Origin of the sequence: Collinsella aerofaciens (assembly GCF_018785265.1) — a bacterium.
In the GTDB taxonomy this organism is placed as follows: domain Bacteria; phylum Actinomycetota; class Coriobacteriia; order Coriobacteriales; family Coriobacteriaceae; genus Collinsella; species Collinsella aerofaciens_AI.
Genome location: NZ_WQPK01000024.1, coordinates 72,209 through 88,637, shown reverse-complemented (window position 1 = coordinate 88,637; position 16,429 = coordinate 72,209). Strand labels below are relative to the sequence as shown.

Below are 16,429 nucleotides of genomic sequence, written 5' to 3'. Positions count from 1 at the left end.
ATCAACCGTATTCCAGATTCTAGGACGCCGGGCCGACTCGCTTCGGATGGGGCTCTACACCAACTTTCTCGACACTACCATCTATCCCCCAACTTAGCTCGGTTAATTATAGCCCTCAAGTCATCGCATTTAGTCACCCGCCGGCGAGCGGTAATAATGTCGCACCTTTGGTCAACTGACGAAGAACCGGGAGGGTTCGAACCCCAGATACCCTTTTGGGGCACACCCGCTTAGCGGGCGAGTGTCTTCGGCCTCTCGGTCAGCTCTTCGTAACGGCCGTTTTAGCTGTAACTAAACTCGTCGGATGGAACAAGGGGAAAGGTATAGGAGCCGCGCACGCCGTAATGCCAACATGTCTCGGCTAAAGTTACTAGCTCTCGTGATAGGCCATAATCGACCGGCACGGATACCCTTCAGAGCCGCATTCCGCAGACGCTACGACCTTTCCGTCTTTATAAAACTCGACGTACCAAACGTACGTTGCCGCCCCCTCCCAATAGCTTGGCCTATCAGCGACCTTGTACGTAATAGAGGCGTCATCTGTCACAATCAACTCGCGCTTGGCGTTTGCAATGAACGCATCCATGTCGGCGATCACGCCATCGTCGCCCGCAGCGGCCTCCCCATCGTCGCCGCTATCGGATGCCGCTTCAGATGGTGCTTGAGATGCGCCAGTTCGATCGTCTGCAGCGCCAGAGCCGTCCTTCAAAGAGCTCTCCGAAGGCTCCGCTCCTTTGAATGCCTTCCACATATCGCTGCTTGCAGACGGCTTTTCAATGTCGGCCTCCGGATGCTCCCCGGCAATCTCGTCAAGAATTTTGCACGCTTCTTCACGCCCCTGGACCATCGTCTCCTGTGGTTTGCCACCATCCTCGACGGTCCTCACCAAGTAGGCGCCATTCTGTCTATCGAATTCCTTATTTTGAATTTGCACCGCGTCTACGACCTCAGGACCCTTTGCAGTAAGCGAAATATAGAAGTCTGCCTGGTTACAATCCTGACTACAAGTAAATTTAACGATGCCGTCCTTACAGACAGTAATGACTTGGCTCTCACCCTGAGCAATAAAACCGTCATACTGATTCGTCATATTGCTGGAGCCTTCTACCATCTCTGACGAAGGCATAACCGAAACGGCCTTTCCATCAACAAAGCAGTAGGCACCTACAATCGCCGAAATATCGTTCTGCGCATCGACAGACCCAATAAACAATTCGTCAATTCCGTCGCCGTTCAAATCATCGAAAGCATAGTAGTAGTTTAAAAAGCCGGGAGCATTCTGGCTGTCATAAACGAATATCTGCCCCAGCCCAGAATCATCGCCGCGCCCCAGAGCCCAGTCGTCGTAGTTGGCAGTACCAGCTCCCTTCTGCTCGCAATAGCTCACAAAGTCCTCGTAACGCGCAACCACGCCCTCGTAGGCCTTGTGCGCTTTCTTGTTAGCTGCCGCGACCTTCTTTTGAGACGACTTATTCTCGACTGCAGCCGGCTGTTCCTGCTGCTGCAGCTGAGGCAGCACAAAGGCCTCGTAAGCTTTGACCAGTGCGTAGGCGACACTAGCGGTAAAGATGATTGCTGCAAAAATGGCGACAAACGTAGGCACGGCAAAACGGCCGATCTGCCGACGCTGCATCATAAAGGCCGCAAAGGACATATGCTCAGAGGGCGCCGGAGAAGCGCTCTCTGCGCGAGATGCAGCAGGATCGCTCGTCGCTTTTCTATCAGCAGGCGCCTTTGGTGTACCTGAAAGAAGCGGCTGCTGAGCATTCGCCGGCGCATCATCCACATCCAACGGTTTTCCGCATGCGGAACAGTATCGCGCCCCGTCTTTGATCTTTGCCCCGCAGCTTGCGCAGTACATATATCCCCCCCTAGAACTTCAGCATATCGAAACGATAGTCCACAGCCTGCAAACAGAAAAGGCCCAGGACAATTTGCTCGACTGTAAACCTTTTCTTTCACCTTTCAAATTCGCCTGACCCCACGCGGAAGGCATGCGACGGGCTACTTGCTAGGCGCGAGCCATGTGCAGCTTGATTGCCTTGAAGATGATGTTGGCAACCGAGACGATAGGCCAAAGTGCCACCATCGTCATCGGGGCTAATTCGGGAACAACCGGAACCGCTCCGTGAATCACGCTGCCCAACCAGTAAAAAAGCATCAGAACAACGACAGGAAGGCCCACGAGAACCACAAGTTCGATTAGCATAATCGTGATACCGATAATGCCGCCACCATAGACAAAGGGAAGCCTTACACCGCTGCGGTACAGCGAGATAATTACCTTCCAGGGACCAATCAGAAGCAGCCCCAGCAGAATCATATAGTCGAGCCCCAGTGAGCCCCCTCCCAGCACGTAATTGAAAAAGAGCACATAGAGCAACGAAATCACTGACGCTCGCGTAAGGGACCCGATGGACTCGCGAAGTGAATCTTGCAGGCAAGCAGCGGCCTCTGCATCCTCCGCCGCTTGAAACTGAGCCTCGACAGACTGGCTCTCAATCGGCCGGGCCTCGACGTAAATCGCGTCTCCCGCCGTGCTGGCCGCAGCCGCGACTGTAGGCGTTCCGCACACGCCGCAGAACTTGGCGCCGTCGTTAATCTCTGCTCCACACTGTTTGCAATGCATGATCGGGTCCTTTCTCGTTACCCCTTTTCTTGACGATCACAAGATACGATTGGCCGTTTATCCGATATAGAGATTTTGACCGGGTAATTTTCCTAAACGTGCTACGCTATTAAACCTTCAGCTAGAGACAGGGGTAACAATGTTTGAGTTCTCCCAAACACGCACCGTTGAAGGTTCGATTCCGTTTAAGAAAGTCAACCTCATAGAGAACGAACCCAATAGGCCCGTTGGCGAGGCCCAGCTTGTCTTTGAACTCTACATGCCCACCGAGCTGGCCGGCAGCAAAAGCAACGAAGGGTCCGCACACAGCGAGCGCCATGCCGATCTGATCAGGCTGGCATCATGCATCGAACCCACCGCCGTTAAAGAGCAGCCCTTCCGCGCAAGCCTCTTTAACGTACTTGATTACGCCGAACAGACCGGGCCGCTTTTTGGCAAGCACGCAATAGAATCCGTACGCGATTGGGCCAATGCCGCGATGGCAGCACTTATTGCCATGCGCATCCAGGAATACCTCAACGGGAGCTGCACCATCGCAAAGGTCTCCGCATTGGAAAGAATCGAGAAATCAGTGGTAACCTGCGCGGCAAACGGGTCATCCTTCAAGATCTACACCACTATCCTGAGGGCGGGCGGAGATTATACCGACTCATTCAAAAGCCTGCCCATCGTGCGCAAAATCGAATCCGATGCGGGATATTTCTACGCCTTTATGTTTATGATCGACGAGGAAGAATCCCTCGTTGCACTCAACGTGCTCTCTTTTGAACACGAGCTCACCGCTAATGACTTCAGTGTTTTGCAGGCGATGTTCTACATGGACGAAGACTCCAGCTCGGAGATTTCAGCGCGACTCAAGGTCAGCAATAGCGAGGAGAGCTTCTATGTAATCGACCCTCAAGCAGATATCCAGGAGCGCCGCGAAGAACTTGACAACGATGACCGCGATGTACTCACCGCTTTGGTGCAGGCGCTCGTGATCTCGCATCTCTCGGGCGCGCACGTGGATGTGTTCCAGGGCAACGAGTCCACAGGGTTCCTCTCCTTTGACAGCTATCTCTCGTGGCTCTGGTTTGATTTTTCGCGCAAGCTGAGCACCGTCAAAATTGGCTATTGCGAGCAGTGCGGACGCGCCTACTCACTTGCCGGGCATCGTGGCGTCAAACGGCACTACTGCAGCGATCGATGCAAGACCGATGCCAAAAACGAGCGCACGCGCAAGGAGACGGCGAAGATACGTGAGTCGTTTGGAACGGGCGCCAGCGTACGCGACATCGCCAACGAGATAGAACGTCCCGCGGCCTACGTGCGCTCGCAGCTCAATAAATGGACCAAGCTCAAGCACGATCTGGATGAAGACATTGAGTCAAACGGCTTTGACAGCTCCGAGCTACTCAAACGCTGCACCATTGAGAAGCTCGACCTCAACAACCTCCTCAACGCCAAGCGCAAAAAGCAGATTCAGGACTATGCCAAACTCAAGCGCCTCGTTAAGTAGAAGCGCTGTCATTTCTTCTCCGTCCGACTGGAAAATTGCTCACATACGTGTTAGTACTATATATGTTAGTAACACGCATATGAGCGAGGCATGCCATGTTTGTCGGACGCCAGAGTGAGCTTGAGTCCCTAGAAACCGCTTATCAAAAGGGTTCCTTCCAGTTTGCCGTAGTCTACGGAAGGCGCCGCGTGGGCAAAACAAGCCTGCTTCGCGCTTTTACGCAGGATAAGCCCAGTGTGATCTTCTTTACCGGGCAGCAAACCGTTGCAAGCGAAAACCTTGCGCTGCTCAGCCGCGAGATGCTTGGTGATAGTGCCGCAGGAGCAGCATTCCCTTCCATCCAGGTTGCACTCGAGTCCGTCTTTGAACGCGCCAAAGCGGAGCAAGTCATTCTGGTCATTGACGAGTATCCTTACCTCGCCGAGAGCGACCCGGGCGTGTCGTCGTGTCTGCAAACGCTTATCGACCGACACAAAGACAAGAGCAACCTGTTCTTGGTGCTCTGCGGATCGTCCATGAGTTTTATGGAACACCAGGTGCTAGGACACCAAAGTCCTCTCTATGGGCGCCGCACCATGCAGTTGCGCATCGACCCCTTTGTCGTTTTCGATGTAGCGCAAATGCTTCCCGATGCACCCATCGAGAGAATTATCGAGCTGTATTCCGTTGTCGGCGGCATGCCGCTCTATTTATCGCAGCTTGATAGCACGCGCTCCACGCAATGGAACCTTGAGCACGCTCTGTTGCGCCAAGATGCGTTTCTGTACGCCGAGCCCCAGAACTATCTGTTGCAGGAAGTCCGAAGCCCGGCTATCTACAATGGCGTCATAGCCGCCATCGCTAACGGCTGTGTACGTCCCAAGGAAATCGCCGATGTCACCCGACTCGCAACGCCACAAGTCGCGCGATTACTCGACGCATTGATTGATCTGCGAATCGTTGAACGCGTCACGCCCGTTGCCAAAGCAACAAAACGTCAGGTGGTCTATCGAATCTGCGATAACCTGTTCAGGTTTTGGTATCGATTTGTTCCGCAGTACACGGGAACAATTGAAGAGGGGCTCGGAGCCGCTGTTGCCGCGCGTATCGTCAAGCGCGATTTGTCTACCTTCGTGGGCCCCACATTTGAAGAGGTATGCCGCCAGTGGTTGATACGACAGGTCGTTGAGGGCGAGCTGGATGTACTGCCCAAGGCAATCGGCTCTTGGTGGGGCACTAACCCGGCAACGCGTCACCAAGAAGAGATTGACATTGTATTAGAGGATGCCGATGGCGAGCTCGTCGTTGGCGAGTGCAAATGGAGAAACGAGCCCGTAGATACCGACGTTCTTGAAACACTCGAGCGGCGCAGTGCGCTGCTGGGCCGGCCGATCAAACAGTATTACTTGTTTAGCAAGGGTGGATTTAGCGAAGCGTGTCAAAATAGAGCGGCTCAAGCAAGCAGCGCGAGGCTTGTTGGACTCGAGCAGCTACTATAAGAAAGGGGCTTGGAAACAGTTTTCCAAGCCCCTTTCAGTTTTTATTCGATTCCCACCTTTTTGAGCGTATCTTTGGCGACTGCCGCAACTTGATTGGGATCGACGTGGGATTCCCCCGAAATAGTGCCGTAACCTGAGGTTGAAAAATCAAGGAAATAATATGTCCGGTGATTGTGCCCATAGCCAAATTGCTGATATAGGGCATTATAGTCCGTCTCGGAAATTTCCTTGCCCTCCGACGCACAATAGTATTCGTAGCCATTGCCCTCGCTCGGCGCAACTCCCCAGGACTCGTAGTTGCTTACAAGCGAAAAAGCATCGCTTTTCTTGCCATATACCGAAGTATTGTCCCCGGCCAAAACCTGCCTTCCAGCAAGCAATGCCGTAATAGCATTGCTCATCTCATATGTTCTTTGGCTTACGAGGATGCTGCCGCCATCCGCTTTAATCAGCGGAAGAAACATCGTTCCTCCGTTGCTGTTATCAAGCCAATTTTGACTGTAAAGCCTCTTGATGCCACCATCAGCTGACGACCAAACCTCTACGGTGTAGGACTTCTGAAGTCCCTCCATATCTCCATTCCAGGCACTCTTTAGTTCGGCATCGCTCATACCGTTCACAACGGTCAAGAGCTCAGGCTGGCCATCCTGATCAAAATCAACGAGGTCGACAAGACAAAGCCCTCGCATCGCATAGACAGAATCAGTCACCTCAGCAATTTGCGGCTCTCCATAGCACGCGAGGTATTCCTGGCACTTTTGCTTGTAAGCGGCATGCGTAGCGGTATTGTCCGCAGCGGTGCCTCCATCCTTCTTGTCGCCTTCGCCTGTCTTTGTATCGGCCTCGTTGGCCTTAGGCACCTCGAGGGAAACCTCTTTTACGGCATCAGCGGATTTAGAGTTATCGACGACTTTGACGGGAATACTCCACTCGACTTTTGACTTGGAGTCCTTAACGGTGAGGGTATATTTCCCCGGTTTAACATCGGGAAACTGGCTTACCGTGAAGCCCTCGTCACCCTTAACCTCAGCATTGGTGCTGTAGCCGTTGTCGCCGTTCAGGGTCACCGAGTACTTCTTGAGTTTCTCGCCCTTTGCGTCGGTCGGGGTGATCTTGGATTCTTGGACCACCACGATGGCCTTGTCCTGGCCGTAATGGGCAACGTCGCCGCCGGACTTGCTAAAGAACAGCAGGTAGCTAAAGATGGCAATGACTGCCAGGCCAACGACGACACCAACGATATAGAGCGCCTTGGGCTCCTTTTTCTGTGCGGATGCATTCGCCGCAGGAGCAGGGGCTGGCGCCGCGACGGGCTTGGCGACCGGATTGCTCAGTTTTGGTCGGTCGGCACGCACGGCTGGAATCGAAGGCGTTGCACCGGACGACACGTCGTCTTTAGGTTGGTCGTCTTCTTCGTCCGCTACGGGCTCGCTCTCCACGGGCGACTTTTCCTCCCCCGCCTCGGCACCGGCGAAAGGCTCCTTCTCCGTTTCGTCGCTAGCGAAAATCTCTTCCGCAGCCTCATTGATAACGGAAGGTTCTTCTGCCACTTCGTTGCTGACAGAGTTCAGCACCGCCTTTGCATCTTCGAGTGCATAGCCGCACTCGGTGCAGTATCGCAAATCGCCATCAAGCTCAAATCCACAGTTGGGACAGAACATGTTAGTCCTCCTTATCGACTTTCACCGTTGTACCGTCCTTGACCTCATCGGGGGTTACTTCGGACCCCACTTGAGACCCATCATCCCAAGACGCAACCAAAATCTCGCAATTGCCGTCCGCAAAAGTACCGAGCTCATAGTCTTCGGTGCGATACACCAGTCCCTTGGATGTCACATACAAGCATGTTGAGCCCTTGATTGAATAGTCTGAGGAATTGCTCCGCATGAGCATAGAATTGTAATCAGACGGATACTCTCTGCCCATTTCCGTAAGATACGGCCAAACTGCCGAACTCATAGAACTGGCAAGATCCTCGGTATCAATGCCAAACATGTCCTGAGGGCTGACAGTATCACCCGTATGCAAATCAAAAATAACACCAGTCACATACGTGTCGCCATGCGGACCCCATCCCGTCGAATAGCGCTCGTCACGGATACAAAAATAGTTCTCATCCATGTACGTAACCGTCACGTTTCTCGATATGCAGGGAAATTCGCCGTCGGGGTACAGCTCAGCATCTGATTGCTCATTATCTGATGCTCGATTCGTTCGCTCCGCATCAATTTGAAGGGGCTCGAGAATCGCCTTGTTAATTTTGTCTGCGACGTCGTCTTTGGCGGAGCTCTTAAGTTGCGGATAGGACCATTCCACGTCAGTCCGCTCGCCCTGATTGAGCATAGGGTCGACCGGAGCAGACACCGTCAATGACTTTGCCTCCAACGTATAGACAACTTCTTCGGCCGCCCCCTCGTCCTTCTTGGGTCTTTCGGTCGCTTGCTCCTGTTGCACGGATTGCTGCTGGAGATTGGGCTCGATGACGTTCTTGTAGAGAATGAAAGCAGCGTAAGCGATGCCTGCCGCGGCGATAAATGCGGCGATCATGATAGCAAACTGCGGCACCAGGCGGTTACCGACCTGACAGCGTTGCATAAAGAGGTTGTACATCTGGGAGTGACCGCTACCCGCGGTCTTCGAGACCGGCTCGGGACTCGGTTCTGCTGTGGACTCGACATTCGCGGATCCTATCGCAGAGTCCGTTTCGGTATTTGCAGACTCCAACATGACTTCAGCGGACGAGGATTCTCGCGCCAGCGGCTCGGCGCCGGACCCTTCCTCGGCCGCAGTTTTACCCGAGAGTCCTTCCAAGGGCAGCCCGCATTCGGTACAGTACCGCGCATCGTCACTGATCTTGCTACCGCATTTGGGGCAAAACATGGGCTTTCTTCTCCGATTCCCTTTAGTCTCACTGAGTCGTAAGTTACTCACGTGCTGTACGCTACGTAGTTTAACCATTTCTTAAGCAAGCCAATGGACCGCTTGAACAGACGCATACCCACTCAAGTGACCCTATACCGGCTAGTTATCCTGGCTCATGGCATGAGTGTCAGTGTAAGAATTTTCGCTGAACAGGTCCGCCCCCTCGAAGTCCGAGCCGATGCTCAACTTGAAGCCATTTTTTGCCGAGATGGAGAAATCGCCGCTGATATCCATATCATGCTCGCGGCCAACCGCCCTCATTTTCCGAAGTCCCACCCGTCACGTTATCAGGAGCCCGAAGTCAAAGAGATAGTAAAAGCCGATTGGGGCACATGTGATTCCATATGCCCCAATCGGCTTTATAGTCGTTTACGCCTCAGAGAAACCTAGGTGACCCGTTTGCACGCGCTAGCGCGCTGCATCAATTGCGACCTTGCCGCTCTCCAGCACGTGGACGCGGCCGTCGGCGAGCATTTGCACGACCTCGGGATACAGCACGTGCTCAATCGCATGGATGTGCTCCTCGAGCGTGTCGACATCCCAGCCCTCCTCGACAGCCAGCGCGCGCTGGGCGATGATGGGGCCGTTGTCGTAAATCTCGTTGGCAAAGTGCACGGTCACGCCGGTCACCTTGACGCCGCGCGCAAAGGCATCGTCAATCGCATGCGCACCGGTAAAGCTCGGCAGTAGCGCTGGATGCAGATTGACCACGCGGTTGGGAAACGCCGCCAGCAGAGGCGTGTGCACCATGCGCATGTAGCCGGCCATGACCACATACTCGCAGCCGCGCTCGAGAAGCTCGTGCGCGATGATCTCGTCGGCGGCAATAGGGTCGGCATAGACATCCTTGGACAGCGTGAGCGTCTGGATGCCCGCGCGCTCAGCGCGCTGCAAGCCCTTGGCCGAAGGACGGCTCGACACCACAAGCTCAATCGAGGCGTTGAGCTTGCCGACGGCGATCAGGTCGATCAGCGCCTGCAGGTTGGTACCCGAACCGCTGATAAGCACGCCGATCTTAAGCGACTCGGCCGTATCGGTGCCGGTCGGACGGGAGTAGGGCACATAGCCCAGGCCCTCGGCAGCAGCCATCTGCTCGTTAGCGTTCATCGGAGTACACGACCTTACCGGAACCCTCGACGCACTCGCCCACGCGGAACGGCTTTTCGCCCAGCGCGACCAGCGCCTCGGTCACGGCAGCCTCGTCCTCGGGGGCGACGATCAGGCACAGGCCGACGCCCATGTTGAAGGTCTTGCATGCCTCGTTGGGCGCGAGCTCGGCCTGACGCGACACGTAAGTAATGACGGGCGGAACGTCCCAGCCCATCTCGGCGCCGTTGCGAGTGACCACGGCATCGACGTCGTCGGCAAGCGCGCGGTTGAGGTTCTCGGTAATACCGCCGCCGGTGATGTGGGCAATGGCATGAACGTTGGCGCCATTGCGCAGCAGCTCCAGAATCGGCTTGACGTAGATGCGCGTGGGGGCCAGCAGGGCGTCGGCCAGCGAAGCGCCACCGAGCTCCTCGAGCGGACGGCTCAGCTCCTCGGCCTTAGCGGCAGCCTCGGGCGTGCCCGGCTTGATGCCGTCGACACCGATGACCTTGCGCACGAGCGAGTAGCCGTTGGAGTGCACGCCGGTGGAAGGCAGGCCCAGGATCACGTCGCCGGGGCGAACGTTCGCGGGGTCGAGCATCTTGGGACGATCGACAACACCCACGGTAAAGCCGGCGAGGTCGTAATCGGCGGGGGCCATGACGCCCGGGTGCTCGGCCATCTCGCCGCCCACGAGCGCGCAGCCCGCGAGCTTGCAGCCGTCGGCCACGCCCTTGATGATCTTCGCCATGTGCTCGGCCTCAATGTGACCGATGGCAACGTAATCCAGGAAGAACAGCGGCTCGGCGCCCGAAGCCAAAATGTCGTTGACGCACATGGCGACCAGGTCCTGGCCCACCGTCTCGTGACGGTCCATGATCTGGGCGAGCACGAGCTTGGTGCCCACGCCGTCGGTGCCGCTGATCAGGATCGGGTCTTCCATATCCTTAAGCGCGGCGGCCGAGAACAGGCCACCAAAGCCACCGATGCCGCCGATAACCTCGGGGCGGTTGGTGTCCTTGACCATCTGCTTAATAGCGTCGACGGCGCGGCCACCCTCGGCGGTATCGACGCCGGCGTCCTCGTACGTCACATGCTTGCTGTCGCTCATCTGAGCCTTCCTCTCCCACTACCGTGGCGCCGCACGGGCGCCAAACGGTGCTCATAGTTGCGTTCATTTCGGCGCGCGCCATAACAGCACGCGCCGTCATATCAACAAAACAGCAGGTAAAACCTACCAAAATAAACCTGTCCCCACATGGCAGGTTTTAGGCCTCGCCGTGCTCCTCTTCCCAGCTGCGGTCGTCGTATTTCTCGACCACGGCGTCGTCGTCAAAGTGCAGCGGCTTGTCCAGGTTGCGGGGCTTAAAGCCCTCCATAAACTTGTCGCGGCCAAAGCTCTCGGGAATCGCCACGGGATAGCGGCCGGTAAAGCACGCGTCGCAGTAACCGCCCTTGGGCATGACCTTCAGCAGGCCCTCGACCGAAAGGAAGGCCAGCGAATCGGCGCCGATGTACTCGCAGATCTCGTCGACCGTCTTGTTGGCGCTGATAAGCTGCGACTGCACGTCGGTATCGATACCGTAGAAGCACGGCCAGATGACCTCGGGCGAGTTGATGCGGATATGAATCTCCTTGGCGCCGGCGTTGCGCAGCATCTTGACGAGCTGCACCATGGTGGTGCCGCGCACGATGGAGTCGTCGATGACGACCAGGCGCTTGCCCTCGATGTTGTCGCGCAGCGGGTTGAGCTTCATACGCACGCCCATGGCGCGCAGCTCCTGCGTGGGCTCGATAAACGTACGGCCCACGTAGCGATTCTTGATGAGGCCCTCGCCAAAGGGAATGCCGCTCTCGTGCGAATAGCCCTCCGCGGGCGGCAGGCCGGAGTCGGGCACGCCGATGACCAGGTCGGCCTCGACGGGCTCCTCATGTGCCAGCTGACGGCCCATGTCATAACGGCAGGCGTAGACGCTCTTGCCGTTCATGATGGAGTCGGGGCGAGCGAAGTAGACCTGCTCAAAGATGCAGTTAGCAGGCTCTTCGGCGGCAGGCACGCCCTGCTCGGACACAAGGCCCTCGGCGCTGATGCGCAAAATCTCACCGGGACGGACGTCGCGGACGTACTCGGCGCCCACGATATCGAGTGCACAAGTCTCGGAGGCAACGACCCAGCCGCCGGCGCGCGTGACATGGGTGGTAGCGTCGACCGTTGCGGCGGCGTCTTGCGACGGCAGCTGCGAAACGGATGCGGCGTCGGCTTGGTCCAGCCCCTCATCCACGAGTTTGCCCAGCACGAGCGGGCGGATGCCGTGCGGGTCGCGGAAGGCGTAGAGCGCCTGCTCGTTGATGAGCGTCATGGCGTAGCCGCCGCGCACGAGCTCCATGGTCTTGCGAATGCCCTCGCGCAGATGGCCTGTACGCTGAGTAAAGTAGCCGATGAGTTTGGTCGCGACCTCGGAATCCGAGTTGGAGAGGAACGGCACGCCCAGCTCGATCAGCTGGCGGCGCAGCTCGTCGGTGTTGACGAGGGTGCCGTTGTGCGCGAGCGCGATAATGACGCTATTGATGGTAGAGAGGTGCGGCTGAGAGGCTTCCCAGCTCTTGGCGCCGGCGGTGCCGTAGCGCACATGACCCACGGCCAGCTGACCGGAGAGCGTCGACAAGTCGGCATTGGAGAACACACGGTCGAGCAGGCCCAGATCCTTGCGGACCATAACCGTACCGCCGTCACCAACGGCGATTCCCGCCGATTCTTGGCCGCGGTGCTGCAGTGCACGCAGGCCAAAGTACGTCAGTCGAGCCACGTCGCGATCGGGCGCCCAGACACCAAAAACGCCGCATTCCTCATGCAGCTGGTCGGAGTCCGGATCATACGTCGACATGGCGTTCACCTGTCCCGCGGCACGCTCGGCCGCGCGGATGGTTTCTTGAGACATGGCATCCCCTCAGAGCCTCGTATTTTGGCGTTACCCGCCTTATTATACGCACGGCGCGACGCGCTCCCCAGCGCATGAGCAGCGCTTTTTAAAAGCCCACCGAGCTAATAATCCGTTTTGCGGCCAAACATTTTATCGGTCTGTCCAGTGCAAGCGTCCGCGCCCCTAGATGGCCGCCGCGTCCACCGTTGGGGATGACAAAGTTGCAATTGGGACGTTCGTCCTGTCTTTTGGCAGGTCGGCGGCGTATCCTTGTAACCTAGGACAAAGCGAGAAAGGTTCTGTATGGATCGAAACGAGCTCGACCCCAGCGTCCCCAGCGCCACGGAGGTCAAGAAAATTCCCCCCATCATTAAGGTGTACGCCGTCCTGTGCATCCTGTCCGGCGTGGGCACCCTCCCGTCGGTCGCCGCCTTTATGTGGCAGGTCATCACCGCGCTCATCAACGGCAACGCCGCCGAAAAGCTCGGCGACAATATGCTGGTCTCGGTTGGACTCATCGTCGCCGGCATCATGCTCTCTGCGGCAAGTGCCGTCATCCTGATCATCTTTGGCCTGGACCTTATCAAAAACCAGCGCCGCAACGCCGCCCGCCTGTCCTACATCCTTATCGCATTTACCGTCGTCGAGCTTTTGGTCGACGTGATGCTCCAAGGCATCGGACCCTTCCTGCTGCGCCCCGCCGTCCAGCTCGTCATCCTCATCGCGCTTTCGGCCACCGTCGACCCCACGCTGCGCCAGGAGCGCGAACTCCAGCGCCGCCTGCAGGAGATGCTCGACCGCGACGCCGCGGACGAGGGCATGCTCGGACGCGATGAAACCGGCGAGGGCTACATCAAGCTCAACTACTTCAACCTGTTCTGGGTATTCTTCGTCTGCTGCGTGCTCGGCCTGATCGCCGAGGATATCTGGCACATGACGGTCGACGACCCAGGCGTCTACCAGAACCGCGCCGGCATGCTGTTTGGTCCCTTCAGCCCCATCTATGGCTTTGGCGCCGTACTCATGACCATGGTGCTCAACCGCTTCTATAAAAAGAACCCCATCATCATTTTCCTGGTAAGCGCTGTGCTCGGCGCGAGCTTTGAGGTGTTCGTGGGCTGGTTTATGCAGACCTCATTTGGCGTGGTCTCGTGGAGCTACTCGCACATGAAACTGTTCGGCATGCCCGACCCACTCGCCGTCCTTACGGGCGGACGCACCTGTACGGGCTTTGCCTGCCTGTGGGGCCTGGGTGGCCTTATCTGGATCAAGCTGCTGCTGCCGAGGCTGCTCAAGCTCATCAACATGATTCCGTGGAAGAGTCGCTACTCGGCTACCGTCATCTTTACCGTCATTATGCTGGTCGACGGCGTCATGACGCTGCAGTCGCTCGACTACTGGTACCAGCGCGTCAACGGCACGGAGCCGGATATTCCCGTCGCGCAGTTCTACGGTAAGTATTTCGATAACGACTACATGGAGAACCGCTTCCAGAGCATGACCATGAGCCCCAAGGATGCGACGCGCGTGTAGCACCACGCAATGCCGAGATTTCCAACGCACAGAAAAGCCCGCTGGCAGACTGATTGAACTGCCAGCGGGCTTTTGCTGTAGATGGACTCGAATTGATCGCAAAGTCCTATGCCTCGCGCTCGACCTCGCTCACACACTCATTTTTGATGGTACCGACGAGCGCCTGCAGCGCATCGACCACATGCGGGCGAATGTCTCCGCCAATGAGTACGAGCATGATGTCATCGCCCACGGTAAGCTCGCCACTCGCCAGCCACACGCGCACATAGCCGATACCCGGCATCGTGCGCGTTGCCTCGATAGCAGCCTGCACCTTTTCGGCATCGAAGCCGAACACCATGCCGCCCACCTTATGTCCAGGCGCCACACCATCCGTCTCGACCCCACGCACCTCAGACTTAGGCGTCGCACGCACCACGCCGTTGTGTGTCAGGTACATCCCGCAATCAGCCGCCGAAACATCGGCCTTGGCTTCGCGCAGCCAGGCATCAACCGAAGGCATCGATTTGCCACTTTCAAGCATCATTTCTCCTTTTTACCGTCGTCGAGTAGCTCATTTGGGACGGGGCCCTTTTTGCCACTCTCGAACAACTTATTCCTCGACCGGCGTGAGCACCATGACTGCGCGCGTATTGCTAAATGACAGCGAGCGGCAGGTCACAAGCGTTACGACCTTGGTTGCCGAAGCGGCACGATCAGTGGCATCGCTCGCCACGGCAGAGGCACCGTCGAGCATCTCGGACAGGTAATTCTTCAGTCCGTCATCGCCTTCAAAGTTGGGCGTGCGCGCCTTGGCATACGTGTCCTCGACCACCTTGGTCGCCAGCGGGCGCAACTTATACGTCGCATCGCGCGTGATGTAGTACACGTATTCCATGCTGTCGAACGTCGCTTGATCGGTCGTATCCGAAATCACGTTGAACATCGAACCGTCGTTCATGTGGTGGCCGTAGATCGTGGTCTGCTGATCCACCATGCCCGGCGCGGTGTCGTCGCTATCCAAAAAGATGGCGCCCGACGCATTGGCGGTGCCGTCGAACAGCGTGTTGAGGTACTTGGAATTATTGTTGGTCTGCACCACGGGGTAGTTGATGTTAGTGCCGGGCGCGTAAATCCAACCCACAACCTCGGGATTTGTCTGGGCAAGCGCGTTGAAGTCGATAATCGGCACGCCGCTGGCGTCCTTGTCGCTCACATATTGCTTTTCGATCTTTTGATACGACTCGCTCGCCTGCTTGTAGCCAATCTGCGCGTTGATAAAGATGGCGGCCGCGGCAACGATCAGGCCAATGCCGATGATGATGAGCAGAATGGGAATGACGGAGCGGCGCTTTTTGCGCGGCGGCTCGGTATAGCTCGATGGCGCGGTATGCGCCGAAGAGCGAGGTGACTTCTTGGCCGTACTGTATGACGAAGGGCGATATGCAGCCGGCGTATCCTGACGGCGATGCTTCGCCGGCGTCACGGGACGCGGCGCGCGCGGCTGCTGAGGAGAGGATGTCCGACCCTGCTGCGGCGCGCGGGCTGCTCCCAACTTGGCTGAATCGGGAATCCGAGAAGCCGAAAAATGCTTTCCCTGATAGTCGGACATGGCTCTCCTTATGCTGCAAATGGACTGGCAGAGCGCTTAGGCGTCAGCCATCTCCTGCTTCATCTTCTCGATAACCTTGCGGTACTCGGGATCGCAGGCGCCCAGGATCTGCGTGGCGTAGATGGCAGCGTTCTTGGCACCGTTGATAGCCACACAGGCAACGGGCACGCCCGAAGGCATCTGCACCATCGACAGCAGCGAGTCCATACCACCCAGATCGCTCGTCTTCATAGGCACGCCGATAACCGGCAGCGGCGTAAACGCAGCCACGACACCGCCCAGGTGAGCAGCCTTGCCGGCAGCAGCGATAATCACCTTGATGCCGCGGTCGGCAGCAGTCGAGGCCCACTCATGGACCTTCGCCGGCGTGCGGTGCGCGCTCGCAATCACGAGCTCATAGGGCACGCCCAGTGCCTCGAGCTCGGCGGTGCAACCTTCCATAACGCCCAGATCGGACTTGGAGCCCATGATGATCCCGACAACCGGCTTCTGATCTGCCATAAACAAAGACCTCCTGTTGAGAGCGGTGACGCGGCGAATCCGCGACCCTTAACTACTGAGAGTAGTATAGCTGCTCCCGTCCCTGCGGTCTCTGTGGCGCTTCGCGGGCGGGCCAGGCTTTATCTTCACTCCGGTTGCTTCGCAAAGTCGTTCAGATAGAGCCTGGCCCGCCCGCGAAGCGCCCTGCGACCTACCGGATATTGCCATGACGTACGTTGGCTGAAATAATAAAGCAATGCCCGCCGTCCTTGACGGAGCGGCGGGGCC

Annotated in this window: 13 protein-coding genes; 3 read left to right on the top strand and 10 right to left on the bottom strand. The window is 57.2% G+C overall.

All coding sequences use genetic code 11. The annotated features are described in order from the left end of the window. Nucleotides 1–370 precede the first annotated feature (370 nt). The gene (locus tag GPK42_RS04745) at nucleotides 371–1,861 is read right to left on the bottom strand and encodes a zinc ribbon domain-containing protein (protein WP_215693875.1); all 1,491 of its coding nucleotides are present in this window, start codon (nucleotides 1,859–1,861) and stop codon (nucleotides 371–373) included. A gap of 150 nt (nucleotides 1,862–2,011) precedes the next feature. After that, the gene (locus GPK42_RS04740; protein ID WP_215693873.1) at nucleotides 2,012–2,629 is read right to left on the bottom strand and encodes a zinc ribbon domain-containing protein; all 618 of its coding nucleotides are present in this window, start codon (nucleotides 2,627–2,629) and stop codon (nucleotides 2,012–2,014) included. 139 nt (nucleotides 2,630–2,768) lie between these two features. Between GPK42_RS04740 and GPK42_RS04735 the strand changes: the two genes are divergently transcribed. Further along, a complete protein-coding gene (locus tag GPK42_RS04735; RefSeq protein WP_215693871.1) occupies nucleotides 2,769–4,127 on the top strand; it encodes a hypothetical protein in 1,359 nt (452 codons plus the stop codon). 95 nt (nucleotides 4,128–4,222) lie between these two features. After that, nucleotides 4,223–5,605, top strand: coding sequence for an ATP-binding protein (locus GPK42_RS04730; protein WP_215693869.1), 1,383 nt, complete (start codon nucleotides 4,223–4,225; stop codon nucleotides 5,603–5,605). Between the two features lie 41 nt (nucleotides 5,606–5,646). Here GPK42_RS04730 and GPK42_RS04725 read toward each other — a convergent pair whose 3' ends face one another. From GPK42_RS04725 to purF, 5 genes are all read right to left on the bottom strand, one after another. Then, entirely contained in the window at nucleotides 5,647–7,266 is a 1,620-nt protein-coding gene (locus GPK42_RS04725) for a zinc ribbon domain-containing protein (RefSeq protein ID WP_215693867.1), read from the bottom strand. Between the two features lies 1 nt (nucleotide 7,267). After that, the gene (locus GPK42_RS04720) at nucleotides 7,268–8,485 is read right to left on the bottom strand and encodes a zinc-ribbon domain-containing protein (protein WP_215693865.1); all 1,218 of its coding nucleotides are present in this window, start codon (nucleotides 8,483–8,485) and stop codon (nucleotides 7,268–7,270) included. A gap of 450 nt (nucleotides 8,486–8,935) precedes the next feature. After that, the gene (gene purN / locus GPK42_RS04715; protein ID WP_215693863.1) at nucleotides 8,936–9,634 is read right to left on the bottom strand and encodes a phosphoribosylglycinamide formyltransferase; all 699 of its coding nucleotides are present in this window, start codon (nucleotides 9,632–9,634) and stop codon (nucleotides 8,936–8,938) included. Further along, entirely contained in the window at nucleotides 9,624–10,727 is a 1,104-nt protein-coding gene (gene purM / locus GPK42_RS04710; protein ID WP_215693861.1) for a phosphoribosylformylglycinamidine cyclo-ligase, read from the bottom strand. The genes purN and purM overlap by 11 nt, the downstream gene beginning before the upstream one ends. 157 nt (nucleotides 10,728–10,884) lie before the next feature. Continuing rightward, nucleotides 10,885–12,555: an amidophosphoribosyltransferase gene (purF, locus tag GPK42_RS04705; RefSeq protein WP_215693859.1), complete on the bottom strand. Its 1,671-nt coding sequence runs from the start codon at nucleotides 12,553–12,555 to the stop codon at nucleotides 10,885–10,887. Between the two features lie 285 nt (nucleotides 12,556–12,840). Between purF and GPK42_RS04700 the strand changes: the two genes are divergently transcribed. After that, complete coding sequence (locus tag GPK42_RS04700) at nucleotides 12,841–14,070, top strand: putative ABC transporter permease (RefSeq protein ID WP_215693857.1); 1,230 nt, start codon at nucleotides 12,841–12,843, stop codon at nucleotides 14,068–14,070. 106 nt (nucleotides 14,071–14,176) lie between these two features. Here the strand turns inward: GPK42_RS04700 and GPK42_RS04695 are convergent, their stop codons facing one another. The 3 genes from GPK42_RS04695 to purE all read right to left on the bottom strand — a co-directional run bounded on the left by GPK42_RS04695 (nucleotide 14,177) and on the right by purE (nucleotide 16,162). Next, entirely contained in the window at nucleotides 14,177–14,593 is a 417-nt protein-coding gene (locus tag GPK42_RS04695) for a molybdenum cofactor biosynthesis protein MoaE (protein ID WP_252200110.1), read from the bottom strand. Nucleotides 14,594–14,662: 69 nt separating this feature from the next. Continuing rightward, complete coding sequence (locus GPK42_RS04690) at nucleotides 14,663–15,661, bottom strand: class B sortase (protein ID WP_215693855.1); 999 nt, start codon at nucleotides 15,659–15,661, stop codon at nucleotides 14,663–14,665. Between the two features lie 36 nt (nucleotides 15,662–15,697). After that, nucleotides 15,698–16,162, bottom strand: a complete 465-nt coding sequence (gene purE, locus GPK42_RS04685; RefSeq protein WP_006235810.1) for a 5-(carboxyamino)imidazole ribonucleotide mutase — start codon at nucleotides 16,160–16,162, stop codon at nucleotides 15,698–15,700. Nucleotides 16,163–16,429: the final 267 nt, after the last annotated feature.